Annotated in this window: 15 protein-coding genes and 1 CRISPR repeat array (1 of these 16 cut by a window edge); of the genes, 6 read left to right on the top strand and 9 right to left on the bottom strand. The window is 60.9% G+C overall.

All coding sequences use genetic code 11. The features are described from left to right. A CRISPR array of direct repeats spans positions 1-6,217; the repeat unit is 32 nt; unit sequence GTCGCGCCCTTCGCGGGCGCGTGGATAGAAAC; it reaches 2,436 nt to the left of the window's first position. Between the two features lie 347 nt (positions 6,218-6,564). Together RRF64_RS15860 and yghU are read left to right on the top strand one after the other, a co-directional pair. Next, positions 6,565-7,425 (top strand): GNAT family N-acetyltransferase, encoded by an 861-nt coding sequence (locus RRF64_RS15860; RefSeq protein ID WP_323846889.1) that lies wholly within the window; start codon positions 6,565-6,567, stop codon positions 7,423-7,425. Positions 7,426-7,555: 130 nt separating this feature from the next. Next, positions 7,556-8,446, top strand: a complete 891-nt coding sequence (gene yghU / locus RRF64_RS15855; RefSeq protein ID WP_323846888.1) for a glutathione-dependent disulfide-bond oxidoreductase — start codon at positions 7,556-7,558, stop codon at positions 8,444-8,446. 110 nt (positions 8,447-8,556) lie between these two features. Here yghU and RRF64_RS15850 read toward each other — a convergent pair whose 3' ends face one another. The 6 genes from RRF64_RS15850 to RRF64_RS15825 form a co-directional block, all read right to left on the bottom strand. Then, a complete protein-coding gene (locus RRF64_RS15850) occupies positions 8,557-9,819 on the bottom strand; it encodes a GNAT family N-acetyltransferase (RefSeq protein ID WP_323846887.1) in 1,263 nt (420 codons plus the stop codon). 466 nt (positions 9,820-10,285) lie between these two features. Then, positions 10,286-11,596, bottom strand: coding sequence for a GNAT family N-acetyltransferase (locus RRF64_RS15845; protein WP_323846886.1), 1,311 nt, complete (start codon positions 11,594-11,596; stop codon positions 10,286-10,288). A gap of 286 nt (positions 11,597-11,882) precedes the next feature. Beyond that, on the bottom strand, positions 11,883-12,764 hold the full coding sequence (locus tag RRF64_RS15840) for an NAD-dependent protein deacetylase (protein WP_323846885.1): 882 nt from the start codon (positions 12,762-12,764) through the stop codon (positions 11,883-11,885). Between the two features lie 107 nt (positions 12,765-12,871). Further along, entirely contained in the window at positions 12,872-13,108 is a 237-nt protein-coding gene (locus tag RRF64_RS15835; protein ID WP_323846884.1) for a hypothetical protein, read from the bottom strand. Beyond that, on the bottom strand, positions 13,092-13,574 hold the full coding sequence (locus tag RRF64_RS15830) for a hypothetical protein (protein ID WP_323846883.1): 483 nt from the start codon (positions 13,572-13,574) through the stop codon (positions 13,092-13,094). The genes RRF64_RS15835 and RRF64_RS15830 overlap by 17 nt, the downstream gene beginning before the upstream one ends. Before the next feature lie 35 nt (positions 13,575-13,609). Further along, positions 13,610-13,861 (bottom strand): hypothetical protein, encoded by a 252-nt coding sequence (locus RRF64_RS15825; RefSeq protein ID WP_323846882.1) that lies wholly within the window; start codon positions 13,859-13,861, stop codon positions 13,610-13,612. A gap of 399 nt (positions 13,862-14,260) precedes the next feature. Here RRF64_RS15825 and RRF64_RS15820 point away from each other — a divergent pair, with 399 nt between their 5' ends. After that, the gene (locus tag RRF64_RS15820) at positions 14,261-15,340 is read left to right on the top strand and encodes a hypothetical protein (RefSeq protein ID WP_323846881.1); all 1,080 of its coding nucleotides are present in this window, start codon (positions 14,261-14,263) and stop codon (positions 15,338-15,340) included. A gap of 30 nt (positions 15,341-15,370) precedes the next feature. On the opposite strand, the gene RRF64_RS15815 is transcribed toward RRF64_RS15820, so the two are convergent. Both RRF64_RS15815 and metG read right to left on the bottom strand, forming a co-directional pair. Beyond that, complete coding sequence (locus RRF64_RS15815) at positions 15,371-16,312, bottom strand: 2-hydroxyacid dehydrogenase (protein ID WP_323846880.1); 942 nt, start codon at positions 16,310-16,312, stop codon at positions 15,371-15,373. Between the two features lie 177 nt (positions 16,313-16,489). Continuing rightward, complete coding sequence (gene metG / locus RRF64_RS15810) at positions 16,490-18,544, bottom strand: methionine--tRNA ligase (RefSeq protein WP_323846879.1); 2,055 nt, start codon at positions 18,542-18,544, stop codon at positions 16,490-16,492. Positions 18,545-18,972: 428 nt separating this feature from the next. Here metG and apbC point away from each other — a divergent pair, with 428 nt between their 5' ends. Both apbC and RRF64_RS15800 read left to right on the top strand, forming a co-directional pair. Further along, positions 18,973-20,115: an iron-sulfur cluster carrier protein ApbC gene (gene apbC, locus RRF64_RS15805; protein ID WP_323846878.1), complete on the top strand. Its 1,143-nt coding sequence runs from the start codon at positions 18,973-18,975 to the stop codon at positions 20,113-20,115. Between the two features lie 449 nt (positions 20,116-20,564). After that, positions 20,565-20,975 (top strand): hypothetical protein, encoded by a 411-nt coding sequence (locus RRF64_RS15800; RefSeq protein ID WP_323846877.1) that lies wholly within the window; start codon positions 20,565-20,567, stop codon positions 20,973-20,975. Here the strand turns inward: RRF64_RS15800 and trhO are convergent. Next, a complete protein-coding gene (gene trhO, locus RRF64_RS15795; protein WP_323846976.1) occupies positions 20,972-21,958 on the bottom strand; it encodes an oxygen-dependent tRNA uridine(34) hydroxylase TrhO in 987 nt (328 codons plus the stop codon). The two genes, RRF64_RS15800 and trhO, sit on opposite strands and share 4 nt — an antisense overlap. Before the next feature lie 282 nt (positions 21,959-22,240). Between trhO and RRF64_RS15790 the strand changes: the two genes are divergently transcribed. After that, entirely contained in the window at positions 22,241-22,501 is a 261-nt protein-coding gene (locus RRF64_RS15790) for a hypothetical protein (RefSeq protein WP_323846876.1), read from the top strand. Positions 22,502-22,553: the final 52 nt, after the last annotated feature.

Below are 22,553 nucleotides of genomic sequence, written 5' to 3'. Positions count from 1 at the left end.
TTAAAGACCCAGCAAAAGTCGCGCCCTTCGCGGGCGCGTGGATAGAAACTCTGGGCGTTGGGCGTCACGGTGGTGACGTTTATGTCGCGCCCTTCGCGGGCGCGTGGATAGAAACATCGCGCCATTGTGTTGCCTCTATAGAAAATTGCGTCGCGCCCTTCGCGGGCGCGTGGATAGAAACAGCAGCAGAATGCCCTGCCCGTCCGGCAGCGCCTGTCGCGCCCTTCGCGGGCGCGTGGATAGAAACCGCCTCTCTCCACGCTTGCGCAGCCAGCGCCAGCGTCGCGCCCTTCGCGGGCGCGTGGATAGAAACGATATCGACAACTCCGGCAACGGCATCGGCTACTGTCGCGCCCTTCGCGGGCGCGTGGATAGAAACAGGCGCTGATTTAACAATCGCTCCACGCGATCCTCGTCGCGCCCTTCGCGGGCGCGTGGATAGAAACATTGCAAGAGTGCCAGCACATCTAACGTAGGGGCGTCGCGCCCTTCGCGGGCGCGTGGATAGAAACTCGCTCGAAATGCCGGCCCGCCAGCTCGCTATGCGCGTCGCGCCCTTCGCGGGCGCGTGGATAGAAACTCCAGTGTCCCGCTGTTTTCCACGTTGACATAGGGGTCGCGCCCTTCGCGGGCGCGTGGATAGAAACTTCTCCAGGCGCTCGTTGCGGCGGCGCTTTTCCTCGTCGCGCCCTTCGCGGGCGCGTGGATAGAAACATTGTGGTGGATACTCGCAATGATTCGCACCAGTGTCGCGCCCTTCGCGGGCGCGTGGATAGAAACAGCCTGTATTGCATACCAACTCCAAAGGCGAGGTGTCGCGCCCTTCGCGGGCGCGTGGATAGAAACAACCCTCGCTGGTTGCTTCCTATGGAATGCACAGGAGGTCGCGCCCTTCGCGGGCGCGTGGATAGAAACCCGCACCCATACACAGGGTGCGCAATCGCGGCGCCGTCGCGCCCTTCGCGGGCGTGTGGATAGAAACCGGGGCGACATCCACAGCACCTACCCGGTGCCGGGTCGCGCCCTTCGCGGGCGCGTGGATAGAAACTGGCGTCTTTAATCTTTCGAGGTGGCAATCTGGAAGTCGCGCCCTTCGCGGGCGCGTGGATAGAAACTGTATGGATTGGGAGTACGCTAGCGGTTCAGATCGGTCGCGCCCTTCGCGGGCGCGTGGATAGAAACGGGTAGTGGAATTCAAGCGCACGGAGGGTAAGGCGTCGCGCCCTTCGCGGGCGCGTGGATAGAAACAATGATGCCCGATCAACCCCAATGGGAGGGCCGAGTCGCGCCCTTCGCGGGCGCGTGGATAGAAACCAGCGTGATGCGGCTGGCCCATCGGGGCATGTGGGTCGCGCCCTTCGCGGGCGCGTGGATAGAAACGGCATCGGCAGATAGGCCACGCCCTTGCCCTTGACGTCGCGCCCTTCGCGGGCGCGTGGATAGAAACTTGAAGTTTTTCTGTAATCAGCCTTACTAGCTCTAGTCGCGCCCTTCGCGGGCGCGTGGATAGAAACCCCCTCTCTCACAGGAGAAACCCGATGATCAAGAGTCGCGCCCTTCGCGGGCGCGTGGATAGAAACTTGCCCTTCGGCGTGATCACCTGCAGGTTCCACAGTCGCGCCCTTCGCGGGCGCGTGGATAGAAACTTTGAAGTGCTCGACTTTGTTTTCCATCGAGCGGGTCGCGCCCTTCGCGGGCGCGTGGATAGAAACGTCTCGGCATTCGGTGATACCCACTGGCGCCGTAGGTCGCGCCCTTCGCGGGCGCGTGGATAGAAACACAATTTGACCCATGTACACAGTGTATGCGGAATGTCGCGCCCTTCGCGGGCGCGTGGATAGAAACCGGCAATCCCTCGAGTATCAGCGGCTCAAACCGCGTCGCGCCCTTCGCGGGCGCGTGGATAGAAACCAAATCGCGCTGGCGTTGGCTGGTGTCTTTGAGCGTCGCGCCCTTCGCGGGCGCGTGGATAGAAACTCCACGGAAAGGCGGTCTTTGATATGCGGCAGCAGGTCGCGCCCTTCGCGGGCGCGTGGATAGAAACACCTCGTTGACCAGTCTGCCAGCACGTAATGCGAGTCGCGCCCTTCGCGGGCGCGTGGATAGAAACAAAGTGCCTGGTGATTCACAGGGAATACGGCGAGGTCGCGCCCTTCGCGGGCGCGTGGATAGAAACAAGTTGGGGTGAGGCAAGGGGCTGGTCAGAAAGTGGTCGCGCCCTTCGCGGGCGCGTGGATAGAAACCATCTACTCCCCCTCCTTGCCGTAGCTGTCCAGCGTCGCGCCCTTCGCGGGCGCGTGGATAGAAACCTCGCTATCACCGACCAAGCCGAGTCTGGTTTCGAGTCGCGCCCTTCGCGGGCGCGTGGATAGAAACCCACTCGTGTTCGCACTCGACACAGCGAGCCGGCCGTCGCGCCCTTCGCGGGCGCGTGGATAGAAACATGCGTTGCCCCAATCGCTGATGATGTTGACGGCGTCGCGCCCTTCGCGGGCGCGTGGATAGAAACTGCAGCGCTCTGGGGATGGCGTCATACGGGAACAGTCGCGCCCTTCGCGGGCGCGTGGATAGAAACACATCAGTCCCGGCCATCTGGAATGCCTGCTGTAGTCGCGCCCTTCGCGGGCGCGTGGATAGAAACACAATGACCCGCTGGCGCACACCGTCTAAAGCGTGTCGCGCCCTTCGCGGGCGCGTGGATAGAAACCGCGCGGATCTGCTCGTCGGTCTTCTCGGCGTCGGTCGCGCCCTTCGCGGGCGCGTGGATAGAAACACCAGTTCGGTGCCAAACAGGGCCAGTTCGGCAAGGTCGCGCCCTTCGCGGGCGCGTGGATAGAAACACCGACATGAGCGGCAAGGTGCTCTCTTTCAGCCGTCGCGCCCTTCGCGGGCGCGTGGATAGAAACGGCTTAAACGGTGAGGCAGCCCTCTATAGCACGCGCGTCGCGCCCTTCGCGGGCGCGTGGATAGAAACCAGTCCAGTGCCGACAGTTCCCCGCCCTGCAGGTGTCGCGCCCTTCGCGGGCGCGTGGATAGAAACCTGTTGCCGCTCGGTGGCTTGTCGCAGCTGATACGTCGCGCCCTTCGCGGGCGCGTGGATAGAAACCGCGAGTGCCGCCCATGACGATCAGCTCGGCGGGGGTCGCGCCCTTCGCGGGCGCGTGGATAGAAACTATCGCGATTGCCAAGGGGTGGGTGTAGTGCCTGAGGTCGCGCCCTTCGCGGGCGCGTGGATAGAAACTTGCCGCGCTTGTCCTTGATCCAGTAGAGGTTGTGTCGCGCCCTTCGCGGGCGCGTGGATAGAAACTGGAGCAGCGCCATAGCGCCGTCGAACTGGTGCGGTCGCGCCCTTCGCGGGCGCGTGGATAGAAACTGGATAACCCATACACCGAAGACGACCTGCGCTGGTCGCGCCCTTCGCGGGCGCGTGGATAGAAACACCGTGTCCAGCGACACCGCCGCACTGATCGGCGGTCGCGCCCTTCGCGGGCGCGTGGATAGAAACCAAAATCGTGGCGCGGATGCGCGACACCGACACGGTCGCGCCCTTCGCGGGCGCGTGGATAGAAACGGTCTCTATTTCCACGAACTCTGAGGTTGGGCCAACGTCGCGCCCTTCGCGGGCGCGTGGATAGAAACTGCATCCCCACCGAGGGCGACAACGACAGCGAAAGGTCGCGCCCTTCGCGGGCGCGTGGATAGAAACTTCAACAAGCTGGCAGAAATCGCCGGGGAGTATCGTCGCGCCCTTCGCGGGCGCGTGGATAGAAACTTTCCGATTCTCGGCGGACCTCCAGTCTCCCCTCGTCGCGCCCTTCGCGGGCGCGTGGATAGAAACAATGTAAGAGTGCGGGCGCAGCGAGCGCCGGGGCGTCGCGCCCTTCGCGGGCGCGTGGATAGAAACCTGTCTGGGCTGGAGGTGGAAGCATGAACCTGCACGTCGCGCCCTTCGCGGGCGCGTGGATAGAAACATCTTTGCCATGGGTTTTTCCTCGACAAAAAAGGGTCGCGCCCTTCGCGGGCGCGTGGATAGAAACGTGATCGACGAGATCGAGCCGGCGATCGCCGAGAGTCGCGCCCTTCGCGGGCGCGTGGATAGAAACACGTTCGAGGCAGAATACGCCAACCACGCCTGCAAGTCGCGCCCTTCGCGGGCGCGTGGATAGAAACTGGGTGGACGATATGTGGCCCTACATGCTGGTCTGTCGCGCCCTTCGCGGGCGCGTGGATAGAAACACGGAAAGCGTTTTCCTAATGGCATAATTTCGATGTCGCGCCCTTCGCGGGCGCGTGGATAGAAACTTTTGGAGGGATCTCGCTGAGATTACCTCTCACTGTCGCGCCCTTCGCGGGCGCGTGGATAGAAACATGATGATGCCGAGGAAGGTGCGCTCGCGGTTGGGTCGCGCCCTTCGCGGGCGCGTGGATAGAAACCTATTCGGCAGTCAATAGGGAAATACTATTTTTTGTCGCGCCCTTCGCGGGCGCGTGGATAGAAACCACCTGCGGCGGCTCCAGCGCGTCCAGCTGCGCCTGTCGCGCCCTTCGCGGGCGCGTGGATAGAAACCGGCTCCGAGGGCGAGTCGCCACTGTCGGACGCGGTCGCGCCCTTCGCGGGCGCGTGGATAGAAACCTGGTGGAGCCCGCCACCCATGTCGTCATGAGCGGGTCGCGCCCTTCGCGGGCGCGTGGATAGAAACTCGGTACCGGTACAGGCGGCGATCACCTCCACCGTCGCGCCCTTCGCGGGCGCGTGGATAGAAACCAAGCTGGGCAAGTAGTGGCGTGCAAGGGCTGCGGGTCGCGCCCTTCGCGGGCGCGTGGATAGAAACCAGTTTAACGGCGAGCGCATCAGCAGTTCCCGCAAGTCGCGCCCTTCGCGGGCGCGTGGATAGAAACTCGCTGTGGCCGACCATGAACGGCGGCACGCGGAGTCGCGCCCTTCGCGGGCGCGTGGATAGAAACTTGGCGTCCGACTGAGTTGCCTTTTTGCTGCCGGGTCGCGCCCTTCGCGGGCGCGTGGATAGAAACCATTAGCTAATGACCTTGGCTACCCAGACACCAGGTCGCGCCCTTCGCGGGCGCGTGGATAGAAACGACGAATCCTGCTGGGTTAAAGCCAACCCGCTGATGTCGCGCCCTTCGCGGGCGCGTGGATAGAAACTGGTCAGCCCACTCCGGAGCTTGAGAGTGCATTGGTCGCGCCCTTCGCGGGCGCGTGGATAGAAACGTGTACTGGCAGTCGTAGCCGAGCAGGATGATTGTCGCGCCCTTCGCGGGCGCGTGGATAGAAACAGGCCAAGAGCGCGGGCATCGCCAGCGTTGTTCGTCGCGCCCTTCGCGGGCGCGTGGATAGAAACGTCGCGTAGTCAGCCTGCTTGATATGCCACAGGGCGTCGCGCCCTTCGCGGGCGCGTGGATAGAAACAAGCTGACCGTGTCCGAAGAGCATGTCATGGACCGTCGCGCCCTTCGCGGGCGCGTGGATAGAAACAGTACAACTTGCAGCACCAGCGCAAGGCGATCAAGTCGCGCCCTTCGCGGGCGCGTGGATAGAAACGTGGTCTGCGTGTCGGTGCCGAGGCTGGTCGCGCGTCGCGCCCTTCGCGGGCGCGTGGATAGAAACTTGAGACACGCGCTGATAGTCGTACGGGTCAATGTCGCGCCCTTCGCGGGCGCGTGGATAGAAACCATTGGGGTTAACCAGGAAGATCACCTTCGCCGCGTCGCGCCCTTCGCGGGCGCGTGGATAGAAACACGTCGCGCAGGTCAAACTGGCCACTGGCTGGCAGGTCGCGCCCTTCGCGGGCGCGTGGATAGAAACTTGGTCGTACCGGCCGCAATTTTTGAAATCGTGGTCGCGCCCTTCGAGGGCGCGTGGATAGAAACTCGGACTTGCCGCCTACCTGATCCAGGTAGTAGGTCGCGCCCTTCGCGGGCGCGTGGATAGAAACAAATCCTCGGTCATCGAATCGAATCTCGAAGGTTGTCGCGCCCTTCGCGGGCGCGTGGATAGAAACAGACGCGTCATTACTGCACCAGTCAGGATCTGGGTTCGCGCCCTTCGCGGGCGCGTGGATAGAAACTGCCCAAATAACACAGAGGCAGAAACCGCATTAAGTCGCGCCCTTCGCGGGCGCGTGGATAGAAACCAGCTGGAGCAGAAGCACGCCAAGGACCGCGAAAGTCGCGCCCTTCGCGGGCGCGTGGATTGAAACAAGTGAATGGTTTCGTCCTCGTACACATAGCCCAGGTCACGGCCTTCACAGGCAAGTGGATGGAATTGAAAACTAAGTAAAGGGGCAGCGATTTTCGACCTCACCCAGTGTCCGTCATGGATATGCGGATAGAAGTAAGGTCGGAAAAGTGACGTAATATTCCGAGATCTTTCGCAATGCAATTTGCCGCGCTGATGGAAGTTAGGCTAATTGACATAGGATATGAGGTCGCAGATGCCATCCAATTCTAGTGCCGAGTTGGTGTGTGTCCTGCAAGTCACGCCCATCGCTACAGTTGAGACCATAATGGATCAATGGTATTAATCTGCAGCGGGAGGTGCTTCGGCATGGCAAGCCCCATATTCACCATCAGGCCCATGGTCTCGTCCGAGCTGAAAATAGCGCTGCAGTGGGCCGCGCGGGAGGGGTGGAATCCCGGGCTGCACGACGCAGGCTGTTTCTATGCGGCGGATCCGCACGGTTTCTACATCGCGCATCTCGACGGACAGCCGGTCGGAACGATTTCCGCCGTGCGCTATGGCGAGGATTTCGGCTTTCTCGGGCTCTATATCGTCGACCCCGCGCACCGCGGCCGGGGCTATGGCGCGCAGCTCGCCAAGGCGGGCATCGATCATCTGGGCAGGCGCCTTATCGGGCTCGATGGCGTGGTCGCCATGCAGGAGAGCTACCGCCAGTCCGGCTTCCAGCTCGCCCACCGCAATATGCGCTACCTGGGTATCACCGGCCAGGCGACCGGTGCGGCACCGGATACCCAGTCGGTGATCCCACTGGCGTGGGTGCCGTTCGAGGCGCTGCTGGCCTACGACCGGCAGCTGTTTCCGGGGCCGCGCGAGACCTTTTTGCGCCTGTGGATCGGCCAGGCGGATGCTGTGGCGCTGGCTTCTGTCGAGGGCGGTGAGGTGCGGGGTTACGGGGTGCTGCGCAGCTGCAACGAGGGCTTCAAGATAGGGCCGCTGTTCGCCGACGCGCCTGAGCTGGCGGAACAGCTCTACCACGCGCTGACCGCGAGCGTGCCATCCGGGCGCCAGGTGTACCTGGATATTCCCGAGGTGAATCCCCATGCACAGGCGCTGGTAGATCGCCACAAGATGGAGACGGTGTTCGAGACGGCGCGCATGTACAGCGGCACGGCACCGGATCTACCGCTGGAGCGGGTCTTCGGCATCACGACTTTCGAGTTGGGGTGAGCAGAGGGCGCGAGTGTAAGTTTAATATCAATGCGACAGACAAACCGGGGCATGTACAAAATATCTTGCGGCAATAGTATGCAGCAGACGAAAGTAGACGCATTGAGCCTTTGAAAACGGAAACATTGCAATGACGAACGATACCTATACGCCGCCCAGAGTCTGGAAATGGGACACGGAGAGCGGCGGACAGTTTGCCAGTATCAATCGCCCCATCGCCGGCCCCACGCACGATATAGAGCTGCCGGTGGGCAGGCACCCACTGCAGCTCTATTCGCTGGCGACGCCGAACGGCGTCAAGGTGACCATCATGCTCGAAGAGCTGCTGGCGCTCGGCTTTGACGGGGCGGAATACGATGCGCACCTGATTGAGATCACCGAGGGGCACCAGTTCGGCAGTGGGTTTGTGGAGCTGAACCCCAACTCCAAGATTCCGGCGCTGGTGGACCGGAGCATGCACCCGCCGATCCGGGTGTTCGAGTCCGGCTCCATCCTGCTCTATCTGGGCGAGAAGTTCGGCGCCTTCCTCCCGCACACGCCGGCACAGCGCACCGAGTGCCTGAACTGGCTGTTCTGGCAGATGGCCAGTGCGCCTTTTCTCGGCGGCGGTTTCGGCCATTTCTACGCCTATGCGCCGGAGAAGTACGAATACCCGATCAACCGCTACGCGATGGAAGTGAAACGCCAGCTGGATGTGCTCGATCGGCAGCTGGCCGACCACCAGTACATCGCCGGCCGCGAATACACCATTGCCGATATGGCGATCTGGCCCTGGTACGGTGCGCTGGTCAAGAACAAGGTCTATGAGGCGGCGGAATTCCTCGAGGCGCACACCTATAAAAATGTGATGCGCTGGACCGAAGAGATCGCCGAGCGGCCGGCGGTAAAGCGCGGTCGGATGGTCAACCGCACCTGGGGCGAGCCGAGTTCGCAGCTGCACGAGCGTCACGATGCCAGCGATTTCGAAACCAAAACGCAGGACAAGCTCGGCAGCACGGGGGCGGGGGAAGCGAAAGAGTGAACGTACAAATGCGCCGAGGCGGCGGGGAACTTTTGACGCGCATGTGAGCGCGAAACTGCGGCGAGCGCCGAGCCGTGCCTGGAGGCTGAGCCGACGGCCTGCCGACCGCCCTAGCGGCCGCGAGCTGCCGGCGCCCTGCGAAAGTGCCCGTACACGCGTTTCAATGGTGTTGCCAGCCCGCTGGCCTGGAGCATTCGACGCAACGTGTGATCGGTTTTCCTTATGGTGGTATCCAGCATGATCGCTGCTCTTGCGGCGGGCGTAGTCGCGTAAAAGCGCAGGGTGGCACCTTCCCGATGCACGTTTCCGTATCTCTCCTTGTACCAGTAATCCTCAATGCCATAGTCGAGCCAGCGCACGCCTTCCAGTTGCAGTCGCTCGATAACACTGCGGAGCAAATAGCTTCCGGGTGACACGGCGCGATACTTCGGCAGATAGCCGGTGGCGATTCCCGCAAAAGTACCTTTCCACAGTGTGCCTACGACGTAAGCCAGTGGCATGCCGTTACCGATCAGCAGGTACGCGCGCAGATGACCATTGGCGGCGTGAAGCCCAAGCTTCTTGTGCCAGATTGGGGTGTCCTTGACGCCAATATCCATCGCATACTGATAAGTCTTTTCGCCGATTCGCGCCGCCGCATGAATGAATTCCGAGACCTGAGCCGGCGTGCGGAATTCTCGCAGTTTCACCTTGTTGTCAAAAAAATTGCACAGTTTACGATCCATGTAGCGAAACTTCCGGCGTGCTTTCGAAGACGTGGCGACGATGGGCTGCCCACTCTCGTCGATAAGCTCCGTGAACCAATGCCCGGCAACTTCGGGTCTGCCGTCGCCCGGATAACGTAGTCCCAGTTTCAAAATGCGGCCGATCTCGCCGTCCAGCGGCAGGTTGTGAATTGCGATGCAATCAAACTTGCGTGAATTCAGGAGCAGACGCAGGTAGGACGCCTGTCGCTGTGCGGTTTCCCTGGAGTTTGCTTCGAGTCCATCGGTGACGATTTCCAGCAGTCGCAGGCGCGGCATGGGGATGGGGATGTTGGCGAACGAAGTGGGCGGGCGCCAGAGCGTATCGCGCCCGCTCAAGATTCCGTCGGGTATCCCATCTTTTTCCCACAATGCGATATGGGGCTTACTGGCGACGGGTTGCTCTTGGAGAAAGGCTAAATGAAAGTTCGCTGAGGCTTCTGCGGATCGCGGGACGCCTCTGTGATCCACCCTTTCCCAAGATTCGAGCAGGGCGCGCGCACCCTTCATGTTGAGCGCGACACGCAGGCCTTGCTCCGCATCCGTGCGCGTACTCCCGAATTCGTATTCAGCGGCAGAGCCACGCCCGGTGGTGGCTGGTGTTGCACCGATCTCTTCTGTAGTGCTCATGTTACTTCGTGATGCCGATTGCATAACCGGATCTGGCCAGGCCGGCAGTAGTTGCGGGGCCAAAGCAAAGCGATCCGAATCTTGTTGCGAGTAAGTGTGTTCGCTATCTAGCCGAAGGCAGACACAATTGCGATGTGACTCGCCAACAAATATTGATTAAATGTTGCACAGTCGTGAAAAACCATCTGCCAATATTTCGCCGAACGGTTTCTAGTAACGGGTGGGCCGGATCCGGTGACGGAATATACCGCCATACGGTGCGGTAGGTGTGAATGAGGCGATGTCTGTGTCTGACAACGACTCACTAAGAGCCACCGATGCGCTTAGCGCCGCACAGATAAGCGCACGCCGCTTTACGTCGAGATGGTCGTCGTGCGACTGCGGCCGAGGTTTTGGGGCGGCTCTGGGCTGGCGCCACTCCCGCGCGGCCACCGCAGATGGGGCGGAATCGGTCTGGAATTGCGTGTCATATCAAGACACTGACTCCCTCGAACAAATGATGCGATGGGCCGAGAAGAACGGCGAGAAACTGCGTCAGACCAACGGCGAAGCGCCGGCGCATGTGTTTCAAGCGACCCAGCAGCCCGCTGGCCTGCAGAATTCGACGAATACCCAGGTCGGTTCGCTTGACCGCGGCATCCAGGATGATCGCAGATATTGCGACAGGTGTTTCCGCGTAATGGTGCAGCGTGGCCGCTTCGCGCCGCAGTGTGCCGTAAATTTCCTTATCGCCGTAGTCTTCGATCCCATAGTCGAACCAGCGCACGCCTTCCTGCTGAAACTGTTCGATCATCCTGCGAAGCAGGTAGCTCCCCGGTGCTACGGCGCGATACTCGGGCAGGTAACCCGTTGCAATTCCAGAGTAGGTGCCACCCCACAGGGCACCTACGGCGTAGGCCAACGGCTTGCCGCAGGCTATCAACAGGTGTGCGCGCAGCTGGCCATTGGCGGCATAGAGTCCGAGTTTTTTGTGCCACACAGAATTGTCTTTCAAGCCGACACCCAGCGCGTGCTGGTAGGTGCGCTCGCCGATTCGTGCAGCTGCGGTAATAAATTCCGCGACCTGGTCCTGGGTGCTGTATTCCCGCACCTCCACCTTGTTGTCAAAGTAACCGCATAGCTTGCGGTCCGAGCGTCGAAAGTTTTTGCGTGTTTTCGCCGAATTGGCGATTACTGGTTGTCCGTTTTTGTCATTCAGTTCCGTGAACCAGTGCCCGTTGACTTCGGCTTTGCCATCGCCGGGATATCTCAGGCCATGTTTCAGGATGCGGCCGATGTCGCTGTCCAACGCCAGATTGTAAATCGCTATGCAGTCGAATTTACCTGCATTCAGTAGCTGTTCAAGGTATGCAGCTTGCCGGCCGGCGGTATCGCTGGAATGTGCCTCGAGTCCACCGGGGACAATTTCCAGTCGGCGCAGACGTGGTGTGGGGATGCGAATGTTGGCGAGGTATAGCCGGGGTTGCCAGAGATTGCTGCGGCCGATTAAAACCCCGTCGGGCCTGCCGCCTCTGTGCCATTGCACGACATAGGGTGTGTTTCCGGGGAGTTCAGCCAGGAAAGGCAGGTGGAAGTTCGCTGCGGCCTCCTCCGATCGCGGTGCACCTTTGTGATCTGCTCGCTCCCATGACTCGAGCAGGGCCCGCGCTTCATGCGGCTTGCACTCGACACGCGGATCCCGCTCAATTTCCTCGCGCGTTGCTTCGGTTTTTTGTTCGCTGCGTGAGGGCAGCTTATTCGTTAGGTGTGATTCTTTGCTCTCTTCTGTGACGTTCATGTTGCTTGATTATGCAGGTTTTATGTAAGTTTTCGGAATCTGGCGCGGTGGTGCCCTGGATTAAGGCAAAATAATTCGAATCCCAGTGAGACTAGGTTAATTTGCTTTGTCGGGGGCTTTCCAAGCGTAGATGCGCGATTCAAATGGTTAGTAACTTTTAGTAAACGGGACTGATTTTGTGGGAAAACCTATGCCAACATTTCAGTTTGTTGCGCGGTATCGATTGCGTTGAGTCGCTTGTGCCCTTGGTGACTTTAAACGGACACAAAAATGTCACGGCAACAGGCTACAAGAGCGCTAATGTTGCGGTCAGTGTCTCACCGATGCGCACGTTCAATTTCAGGTCGATGATCCCGTCCGCCCGCGTCCTGCCCAGGTTCAGGGCCGCCATAGGCTTGCCCCACTGCTGCGCATAGCGACAGAAGCGGTAGCCGGAATACACCATCAGCGAGGACCCGATAACCAGCAGGGCGTCGCTGGCATGCAGGGCGTCCAGCGATTGCTGGACACGGCCTTTCGGTACATTGTCGCCAAAGAAAACCACATCCGGTTTTAAAATGCCGCCGCAGTGCGGGCAATCGGCAGTGCGAAAATCACTGAAATCGACTTCCAGATCGGCGTCGCCATCCGGCGCTGTCGCGGCCCGATAGTGGCGAAAAGCGGGATTGAGCGCGTCACAGCGGTCGTGCACCTCCTGGCGATCACAGCGATAGCCACAAGTCATGCAGATGACCCGGTCGGCCCGGCCGTGCAGATCGAGCACTCTTTCGCTGCCCGCGCGCTGGTGCAGCCGGTCCACATTCTGTGTGACCAGCAACTCCGTATGTTGTCGCTGCTCCAGCTCCACCAGTTGCAGGTGGGCCGGATTGGGTCTGGAATTGCGTATCACCGGCCAGCCGATCAGGCTGCGCCCCCAATAGCGCTGGCGGGTGCCGGCATCACCCATAAAATCCCGGTGCTGCACCGGCTGTTTGCGTTTCCAGGCGCCGTCCTGGTCGCGGTAATCCGGTATGCCGGAGTCGGTGCTGACGCCGGCGCCAGTGAGGATCATCAGGTGCGGATGGCGGCGGATAAAAGCGGCAAGTCTTTCGGCCGCTTCGGCGACGGAGGTCTGTGTCGGTACCGGTGATGTCACCGGCGCGGGCGGGGTCTGCTGGCTGAACGTCATGGCGGGCGGAATCAGTACTTACACCCTTAACTTTAAATGAGCCCGCGCTAAGGTCAAAGTGAATCTAATCGGTGGTACGGAGACTGGCCGGAATTTCCCCGCGGTGGTCAGAGCGCGCGCCAGGCCAGATACAGGCGGAACAGGCGAGAGGGATTAGGCGAGCGGAACAGCCGCTGCGCGAGAAATCCACCGACCAGCGCCAGCCCTATGGCAGCCGGTAGTGGTATCCCCTCTATCCGGCGATCGAGGTCGCTTTTTTGCCGGTTCAGCAACACCAGGGCGCAGTCGCGCTGTTTATCCATGTCCTGGCTGCAGCGTTGGATGCGCTCATTTAAAGAGCTCATGGACATGGTCTAATGCCTCTTTCGCCTGCCGCTTGGTTTGATTGAAGCCGAGCAGGGCGCGCAACTTCCTCTGATACAGCAGGATCGCGGCCAGAATGGAAGCCTGCGCCAACAGGAAGGCGGTAAAGCCGACGTAGGGCGAATGGGAAAAGTGGTAGCCGATGAGGCCGACACCCCCGCAGATACTCAGCACAAACGCGATCGCCAGTGGCAGCAGCATCAGCTGCAGTGCCACGATGCGTTTGCTGGCCTCCAGCGTGCGGTTGAACTCCAGCCGGAACAGGGTTTGTAAGTTTGCAAGCCAAGCCGACAGTAACGTCAGCGTGGCATTGGCGCGTGCCAGTGCGGTTGCCTCTTCGCTGTCTTCTTCGTTTTCCGGTGACGGCGACAGGGGATCCCGGCTGCGGCTCTCCGCAGCCGGGTCCGATGTCTCGCCAGAAAGTTGGGACTTGGTCGGGCGTGTCATTCACCGGGCTCCCGAGGGAAGTGGAGCGAATAACGCTATTTCAACAGCTTGGCAATCAGCCAGCCGGCGGCGAAGGCACAGCTGACGCTGAGAACCGGGTGCGCCTTGATGGAGGATTCGACTCTGTGTTCGGCATCCACGGCGCGTTGTTTGCTCGACTCTATGGAAGACTTAGCGCGCGCCTTCAGGTGATCTGCTGTGTCATGCGCGGCTTCGCCGGCCAAATGGTAGGCCTGCCTCAGTTTTTCCTGACTGCCCGTATTGGTGGGTGCTTTTGCAGTCGCCATAGAATTCTCCTTAGCAGAGATTGGACGTACCCATATCGTATAGTCGCGGCTGTCCAACACCACCTGCGATGGAAAATATAAAGGACTAACGGTTCACGGGGGCGCCCGCATTGTCGCAGCGCTGTTGCGGCCGCGATATTCTCACCAAAATAATTTGTATTTTTGTCATTTGATGAATTTTATCTGTGCCGCGTTCGTCATCGCACGCAAGTGCTTTATATCCAAAAGTTAGAAACAGGCCATTTGTTTGCCTGTTGTGTTGTAAAAATAATGTGATAGGCGACAATTTTTACCGCATGTTACAGATCCATCTCAGTCGGTGGTTTCGCTTGTAGGCCTGTGCTCTAATCGACGGCCCGACGCGGCATTCAGCCGGTCGTTTTCAAACAAGGAGAAGTTATGAATATCGTCAAGCAGTTTGGAATGGCTGTAGCGGTACTAGCGAGCTCCGTGGTAATTGCCGGTGAGGAGTCCGGCAAGCAGTATGTGGAAGCTTATCAGGGTGATCCGGTGGTGGGGGAGTGGCACTATTGGACTAACGCGCCCAAGACCTTTATGCGCAAGGGTAATATTGGCGAAGGAAAATCCCTGCACTTTTCGTCTGATACTGCCAAGGACGACAGCCACGCATCGATTTTTAAGTATGTGGATGCGTTGCCTTACCGCAAACAGCGCGTACAGGCGACCTTCAAGGTGCGGATGAAGGATGTTTCAGAGTCTCTGATGCTCGACTTCGGCGTCTACGATCAGCAGGAAAGTCAGAAGAAGAATCTCGCCTGGGACAGCACCTATACGGATCCCGTTTCCGGTAGTCTGGACTGGACGGAAAAGACGATGATACTGGATGTCCCCGCAGAAGCCGACACTATCAGTATTGGCGCAGGCATTGTTGGCCGCGGCAGTGTCGAGATCAGCGATATACGGCTGTCGGTCGTGGACAAATCGATACCAGTGACCGACAAGGGAATAGTTGATCGTCTCTGGGAACAAGAGCGTTTCGCCGAGTTTCTGACGGAGCTGGATAACTGGGCGCCGGGCAACAAGTTGACTGCCCGCTATGCCAGTTTACAAATGGAACGCTATATGGCGATGATGGAGCTGGGACAGAAAACCAATGCGGAAAAGGTTCTGGACGATCTGCATGGACTTGTGACTTCCAAGGAATGGCAGGCGAAAAATTTTTCCGACTGGGGCAAGGGTATGGCCGCAGAAGTTCGATTCCTTGCCGGTGAACTGTCCGACAAGGAGCTGCTCCAGGTTGTCGAATCTATACCTCACATGGATGAGAAAAGAAAACTCCGTGTGAAAAAATGGAACTACGAGCTCATAGGCTTCAAGCACCGCATGGATGGCAACCTGGTCGCCGCCAAGGCTGCCTACCAGAAGGCTGCTTCACGCGAGTGGGGCGATAAGGTGGATTACACCATTGCGGATCGCCAGTTGAAAAAAGTGGAAAGCGCCATAATGGCCAGCAAATAGTAAATTGCCTGCGGGTTGACGCCGATAGGGTCAACCCATTTCCCCTTTCTTCCATTCCTCTATATTTTTCACCACACCATCCAGCAAGCGCTGCCGGCTCTCGCGGCTGATCCAGGCGTTGTGCGGCGTGATGATCAGGTTGGGGATGTCTTTCGCCAGCAACGGGTGGTCCACGGGTGGAGGCTCCGCGCTCAGCACGTCCAGCGCCGCGCCGCCGAGGTGACCGCTGCGCAGCGCGTCGGCGAGCGCCGGTTCGTCGACGAGGCCGCCGCGGGCGGTGTTGATCAGCAGGGCGCCGGGCTTCATCGCCGCCAGAAAATCCTTGTCGACCAGGTTCTCCGTCTGCTCGCTGAGCGGACAGTGCAGACTGATCACATCGGACTCCGCCAGTAGCTGTTGCAACGGAATTCGGTCAGCCTGCCGGTGGCCGACAAAAGATTCCGCCACCAGCACGTTCATATCCAGCGCGCGGCCCAGCTGCGCGACCTTTTGCCCCAGGTCGCCGTAGCCGATGATGCCGAGATTCTTGCCGGCCAGTTCCATCACCGGGTGGTCCAGCAGACAGAAAATCGGCGAGCGGGTCCAGCGGCCCGCGGTGACGTCCCGGTGGTAGTCATGCCAGCGGGTGGCGAGTGCGAGGATCAGTGCCAGCGTGTGCTGCGGCACCGAGGCGCCGGCGTAGCCCTGCACATTGCGCACCGCAATGTTGCGCGCCTTGGCCGCGTCCAGGTCGACATTGTTGGTGCCGGTGGCGCAGACGCAGATGAGTTTCAGCTGCGGGGCGCCGTCGATGGCGGCGCGGTCGAGCACTACCTTGTTGCTGATCACCACATCCGCTTCATTTATGCGTGCCGCGATTTCTTCCGGTGCGGTAGTCTCGTAAAAGTCCCAGCGGTCCAGGGACTTTTCCAAGGCGGAGGTGTCCAGTTCCTCCAGCTTCATCGTCAGGGTGTCGAGGAAGACGCCGCGCATTTTGCATTCCCTTTACTGCGAGATTTGATTCTGACTCGGTAGGAGCGGCCCATGGCCGCGATCGATTTCTGTTGCAGCCCCCGGTCCGATCGCGGCCATGGGCCGCTCCTACAGGAGAGTTTTCGTCACCCCGGCGCGGGCCGGGGTCCAGTGGTGCCTGGATGCCGGCAGGAAAACTTACATCACCCGCATGCCCGGCTTGGCGCCGGCGTGGGGTTCGAGTATCCACAGGTCTTTGCCGCCGGGGCCGGCGGCGAGCACCATGCCCTCGCTGATGCCAAAGCGCATCTTGCGCGGCGCCAGGTTGGCGACCATGACCGTGTGTTTGCCGACCAGGTCTTCCGGCCGGTAGGCGCTCTTGATGCCGGCGAACACCTGGCGGGTCACGCCGCCGAGGTCCAGGGTCAGTTTCAGCAGTTTGCCGGCGCCCTCGACGTGTTCCGCCTTGGCGATCAGGGCGATGCGCAGGTCCACCTTGGTGAAGTCGTCGAACTCGATCTGCGCGGCGATCGGGTCGTCCATCAGCGGACCGCTGTCCACGCCGGCGCCGGCCGGCCTGGCCTCCGCCTGCAGTTGCGCCAGGGATTCCCTGGCGGCTTCCATCACCGCATCCACCTGGGTCTTGTCGACGCGCTGCAGCAGCGGGTCGAACTTGCTGATCCGGTGGCCGGCCAGCGGCGTGGTGGCGGAGGCCCAGTCCAGTTCGCAGTTGAGGAACTCTGCGGCCTTTGCCGCGGTGTTGGGCAGCACCGGTGCCAGCCAGGTGATCAGCGCGCGGAACATGTTCACGCCCTGGGAGCAGATGGCCAGCACTTCCGCCTCTTTGCCTTCCTCCTTGGCCAGCGACCAGGGCGCCTGTTCGGCGATCCAGGCGTTGGCGGCGTCAGCCAGGCCCATGATGTCGCGCATGGCGCGGGCGTATTCGCGGCTCTCGTAGTATTCGGCAATGCGCGGCGCCGCCTCGACAAACTGCTGCCAGAGTTTGTCATCCGCCATCGCCGCGGCCAGTACGCCGCCGGACTTGCCGACGAACTTGGCGGTGCGCGAGGCGATGTTGACCACCTTGCCGACCAGGTCCGAGTTCACCTTGGCGATAAAGTCGTCCAGGTTCAGGTCCAGGTCGTCGACGCCGCCGGTCAGCTTGGCGGCGAAGTAGTAGCGCAGGTACTCGGGATTCAGGTGGTCGAGATAGTTGCGCGCATTGATAAAGGTGCCGCGGGACTTGGACATCTTCTTGCCGTTCACGGTCAGGAAACCGTGTACGCACACCTTGGTCGGCGTGCGGAAATCCGCGGAGTCCAGCATCGCCGGCCAGAACAGCGCGTGGAAGTTGACGATGTCCTTGCCGATAAAGTGGTACACCTCGGCGTCACTGTCCTTTTTCCAGTACTCCTGCCAGTCGCGCCCGTTCTGGTCGCAGTAGTTTTTCAGGCTGGCCATATAGCCGATGGGCGCGTCCAGCCAGACATAGAAATATTTGCCCGGTGCGTCGGGAATCTCGAAGCCGAAGTAGGGCGCGTCGCGGGAGATGTCCCACTCCTGCAGTCCTTCGTCCAGCCACTCCGCCAGTTTGTTCGCCACTTCGTCCTGCAGGGTGCCGGAACGGGTCCAGTCGCGCAGGAACTCGGTGAAGGCGGGCAGGGTAAAGAAGAAGTGCTCGGACTCCTTCTCGACCGGGGTGGCGCCGGAGATGGCGGACACCGGGTCGATCAGCTCGGTGGGACTGTAGGTGGCGCCGCAGGCCTCGCAGTTGTCGCCGTACTGGTCCGGGGTGCTGCAGCGCGGGCAGGTGCCCTTGATATAGCGGTCGGCGAGGAACAGCTGCTTCTCCGGATCAAACGCCTGGGTGATGGTGCGCGAGGCGATATGGCCGTTATCGCGCAGGCGCTGGTAGATCATCGCCGACAGTTCGCGGTTTTCCTCCGAGTGGGTCGAGTGGTAGTTGTCCACTCCGATCAGGAAGTCGGCGAAGTCGCGCTCGTGTTCCGCCTGCATGTTGGCGATGTGCTGTTCAGCGGTCAGGCCGAGCTGCTCGGCCTTCAGCATGATGGCGGTGCCGTGGGCGTCGTCGGCGCACATGTACAGGCAGTCGTGGCCGCGCGCGCGCTGGAAACGCGCCCAGATGTCGGTCTGGATATATTCGAGCACATGGCCCAGGTGCAGCGAGCCATTGGCGTAGGGGAGTGCGCTGGTAACGAGGATTTTTCTCGGGGCGGGGCGCGTGTCGGACATCGGTTCTTCCATCGGCTGAGGGTTGTGGCCAGAATCTCTGAGCGAGTGGCCGGACATCGTCAAAAGACCGCGGAATATAGCAGATTTGTGCTAGGGCAGGGAGGGCGCCGGGAGCGCCGAGCCCCAGCTCGGCACGCGGGCCGGAGGCCCGCTCAGATTGTTGAATAATTCCGCATTCCGATCTAATAGAGTGCAGTGGCGGCAAAGCACTAGGACGGGTATTTCGAAACGCTGTGAATACGTCCCTGTACGCTCCGGCGGCGACATCCATGTCGCCGACGGTTCGAAATACCCGTCCTAGCACTCTGCCTTCGATTCAGGCTGCAGTACTTTGTCAGCAGCCTGATTCGGGCCGGAGGCCCGCTGGCTTTGGCCGGGTTCATCCCCCACAATGCCGCCCATCGAGTATTCACCGAGAGGGACACACAGTGAGCGATCACCAGCACGACCACGATCACCCGGACCTGCCGGAGGAGGTACAGGCGGAACTGGAGCGCCTGGCCGAATGCCTCGGCCAGCTGCACGACCCGGCCACCGGCCTGGCACTGGACGAGCTGGACGCGGAAATCGAAGTCGGCTTCGACGACGGCACCGTGTTTGTGGGTATTACCCTCGGCTATCCCTGTGGCAGTCTGGAGGAAAACTGGCGCGAGCGCGTGCATCAGGCCTGCCTGCCGCTGCTGAAAGGCGGCGCCCTCGGCGACAGCGCGCTGCAGTTCGAGCTGTTCAGCGAGATTCCCGCCACGCCTGCAGGCGACGCGCCGGAACCCTTGCAGGGTGTGAAGAACATCGTCGCTGTCGCCTCCGGCAAGGGCGGGGTGGGCAAGTCCACTACGGCGGTGAACCTGGCCCTGGCGCTGGCCGCCGAAGGCGCCAGCGTCGGTCTGCTGGATGCAGATATCTACGGCCCCAGCCTCCCCACCATGCTCGGCACCGAGGGCGCGCGCCCGCAGGTGCGGGAACAGAAGTTTTTCGTGCCAGTGGCGGCGCAGGGGCTGGAGACCATGTCGCTCGGCTACCTGATGACCGAGGACACCCCGGCGGTGTGGCGCGGCCCCATGGCCAGCGGCGCGCTGAACCAGATACTGACGCAGACGCTGTGGGGCGAACTGGACTACCTGATCGTCGACATGCCGCCGGGCACCGGCGATATCCAGCTGACGCTGGCGCAGAAAGCCACGCTGGCCGGTGCGGTGATCGTCACCACACCCCAGGATCTGGCACTCAAGGATGCGATCAAGGGCGTGGAGATGTTTCGCAAGGTGTCGGTGCCGGTGCTGGGCATCGTCGAGAACATGGCCCTGCACACCTGTTCCAACTGCGGCCACAGCGAACCCATCTTCGGCAGCGGCGGCGGCGAGCGCATAGCCGCGGACTACGACACCCGCCTGCTGGGCCAGTTGCCGCTGGCGATGGCGATCCGCGAGGGGACCGACCGCGGCCTGCCCAGCGTGGCGGCGGAGCCGGACGGGGAGATTGCCGGCTGCTACCGCGAGATAGCCCGGCGCGCCGCAGCGCAGATCTGGCTCAATGCGGGTGAAGAGGGGTTGCCGGAAATCGAAATCCGCTAGGCGGGTTCGCGCTGGCCGCGGACCGGCGCAGGCATGTGCCGCTTATTAGTCCGGCAATACAAATTGCCGGATTGATAGCTACGAAAAGATTGCGGATTAATTAATTTTTCTTTTCTGCTCTGCAGGAAAAAGTTCCAAATAGGTCGCGCCGCAATCGTTGTGCATTGCCTGCTTTTCCGAAGACGCGCAACTGCAGTGTGCGCAGGTGCCTGTGCGCGCAAAAATTTCCAGGCTTTCTATGGTGCCGCCGGGCGACTTGCCACCCCGGCAATACCTGTGCGCGCTCGCTGATATTGGCTTCAGGCGTCAATCTGCTGCTATTTGGTCAAATTTATTCGATTTGCGATGTAATCCGGCCGGGAGCTATTTATACTGGCGATGCATTTCGCATTGAAGATGTGAATTGATACAAAAAATAATAAGAGCAAGCGCACAGGTGCTTCGCGTCGATGAATTTTCACATCACATACAGGCCCGTCGCCGGCATAGCGCAGGTTTTGTTCTATGGCTCCGTGGGGTTGGAGGAGCGCATGGAGGCGGCCGCAATGCTGGTGGAGAAGTTCGGGCATCGGAGGCCGCTGCGGGTGCTGGTGGACCTGCGCTATGCGCGTTCGGAGATCACGCTGGACGAGCAGCGCCAGTTCGGTCGCTTCCTCGCCGAGCACCCGGTTCTCGGGCGGGCCCATATCGCGGTTCTGCACTGCCGCCAACGGTATACGTCACTGATAATTTCCAGTGAGGCCAAATCGCGTGGACACAGCTCGCGGGAGTTTTTCGTCGAGGCCGAAGCGGAAGCCTGGCTGTTACAGGTAAAAGATGATTTGCCGTCCCTGGCATCGCAAATATCGATGAAGTCTTAAGCGCTCTGGGCTTCCGCCTGGCGCCGGCGCTCTTCCTGCTTCTGGCGGCGCCGCGTGGCGGTCACCTCCCGGGCGTCCTGGCCGATATGCTCCTCGCCCCGCGCCCTGGCCAGCTGTATCTGTTTCTCCCGCTCGCGAAAGCGCGCGCGGTCCGCGGCAGAGACTTTGTCGAAACAGTGCGGACAGCTGACCCCCTGCTCAAACTGGGGCGAAAGTTGTTCCTCCTGGGTGACCGGCATGCGACAGGCATTGCACTGAGCGTAATTGCCGCGCTCCAGGTCGTGATTCACGGTCACGCGATCGTCAAACACGAAGCATTCACCCTCCCACAGGGATTCTTGCTGCGGCACTTCCTCCAGATACTTGAGGATACCGCCGTGCAGGTGGTAGACCTCATCGAACCCCTGTTCCTTCAGGTAGGCAGTGGATTTCTCGCAGCGGATACCGCCGGTGCAGAACATCGCCACCTTTTTGTGCTTGGCCGGATCCAGGTTGTCGCGCACATACTGCGGGAACTCGCGGAAGCTGTCGGTGCGCGGGTTCACTGCGTTCCTGAAGCTGCCCACCTGATATTCGTAATCGTTGCGGGTGTCGATCAACAGCACTTCTGGGTCGCTGATCAGCGCGTTCCAGTCCGCCGGCTTTACATAGGTGCCGACGGTGCGGCGGGGGTCGATACCCTCGACGCCCATGGTGACTATCTCGCGCTTCAGTTTCACTTTGCTGCGCAGAAACGGTGGCTGGTCGGTGTGGGATTCCTTGTGGTCCAGCTCTGCCAGGCGCGGGTCCGCCTTCAGGAATGCGAGCAGGGTGTCTATGCCCTCGCGGCTGCCGGCCACAGTGCCGTTGATGCCCTCCCGGGCCAGCAGCAGGGTGCCGCGCACACGGCTTTTCAGCATGACATTGAGCAGGGGCTCGCGCAGAGATTCGAAATCGTCCAGGGTGACGAACTTGTAGAGCGCGCAGACGACGGTCTGGTTCAGGTGTTGGTTCACGGGTTGTTTCACGAAGGTTCCTCATTGCAGGCCGGAGCGTAAATCCGGGGCAGTGGGACCTGCATCCGTGCCGAAGCCGGGACACAGGTCAAAAATCGCCGCGCATTTTATCGCAGACGGCGGCGAATGTCGTACATTTACCAAGCGGTTTTGCCAGACAGTGACGCAGACCCGGCGAGTCAACCGGCCGATCAGTCGGTAGTTGACCGGAGGGCCGCAAGTTGTCACAGTCTGGCAACCAAAAGACAGGGCCAAAGTGAGGCGAATTCCATGGACGAAGATTTTGCACCGAGAGAATCGGAGTTGAGCCAGACCTATCGCGAGGGCGAGGTGTCCGTCCAGATCGACATCTATGAAGACGGCGAGGGCGGCTGGCTCCTGGAGATCGTCGACGAGAACAACAATACGACGGTATGGGAAGATTCGTTCGACACTGAGAAGGAAGCCCTGAATGAGGCCCTGGACGCGCTGCGCGCAGAGGGCATAGGCACTTTTGTCGGCCCGGTTCAGGAAACGGACGAAAGCTGGTAAGCGGGCGGTCTGTCCGCCCATCTCCCTCCCACCGCTTGCGGCCCCGGCTCAG

This window comes from Microbulbifer magnicolonia (assembly GCF_035117725.1).
Lineage (GTDB): Bacteria > Pseudomonadota > Gammaproteobacteria > Pseudomonadales > Cellvibrionaceae > Microbulbifer > Microbulbifer magnicolonia.
The sequence above is the reverse complement of the archived record's forward strand: the minus strand, read 5'-3'. Positions and strand labels throughout refer to the sequence as shown.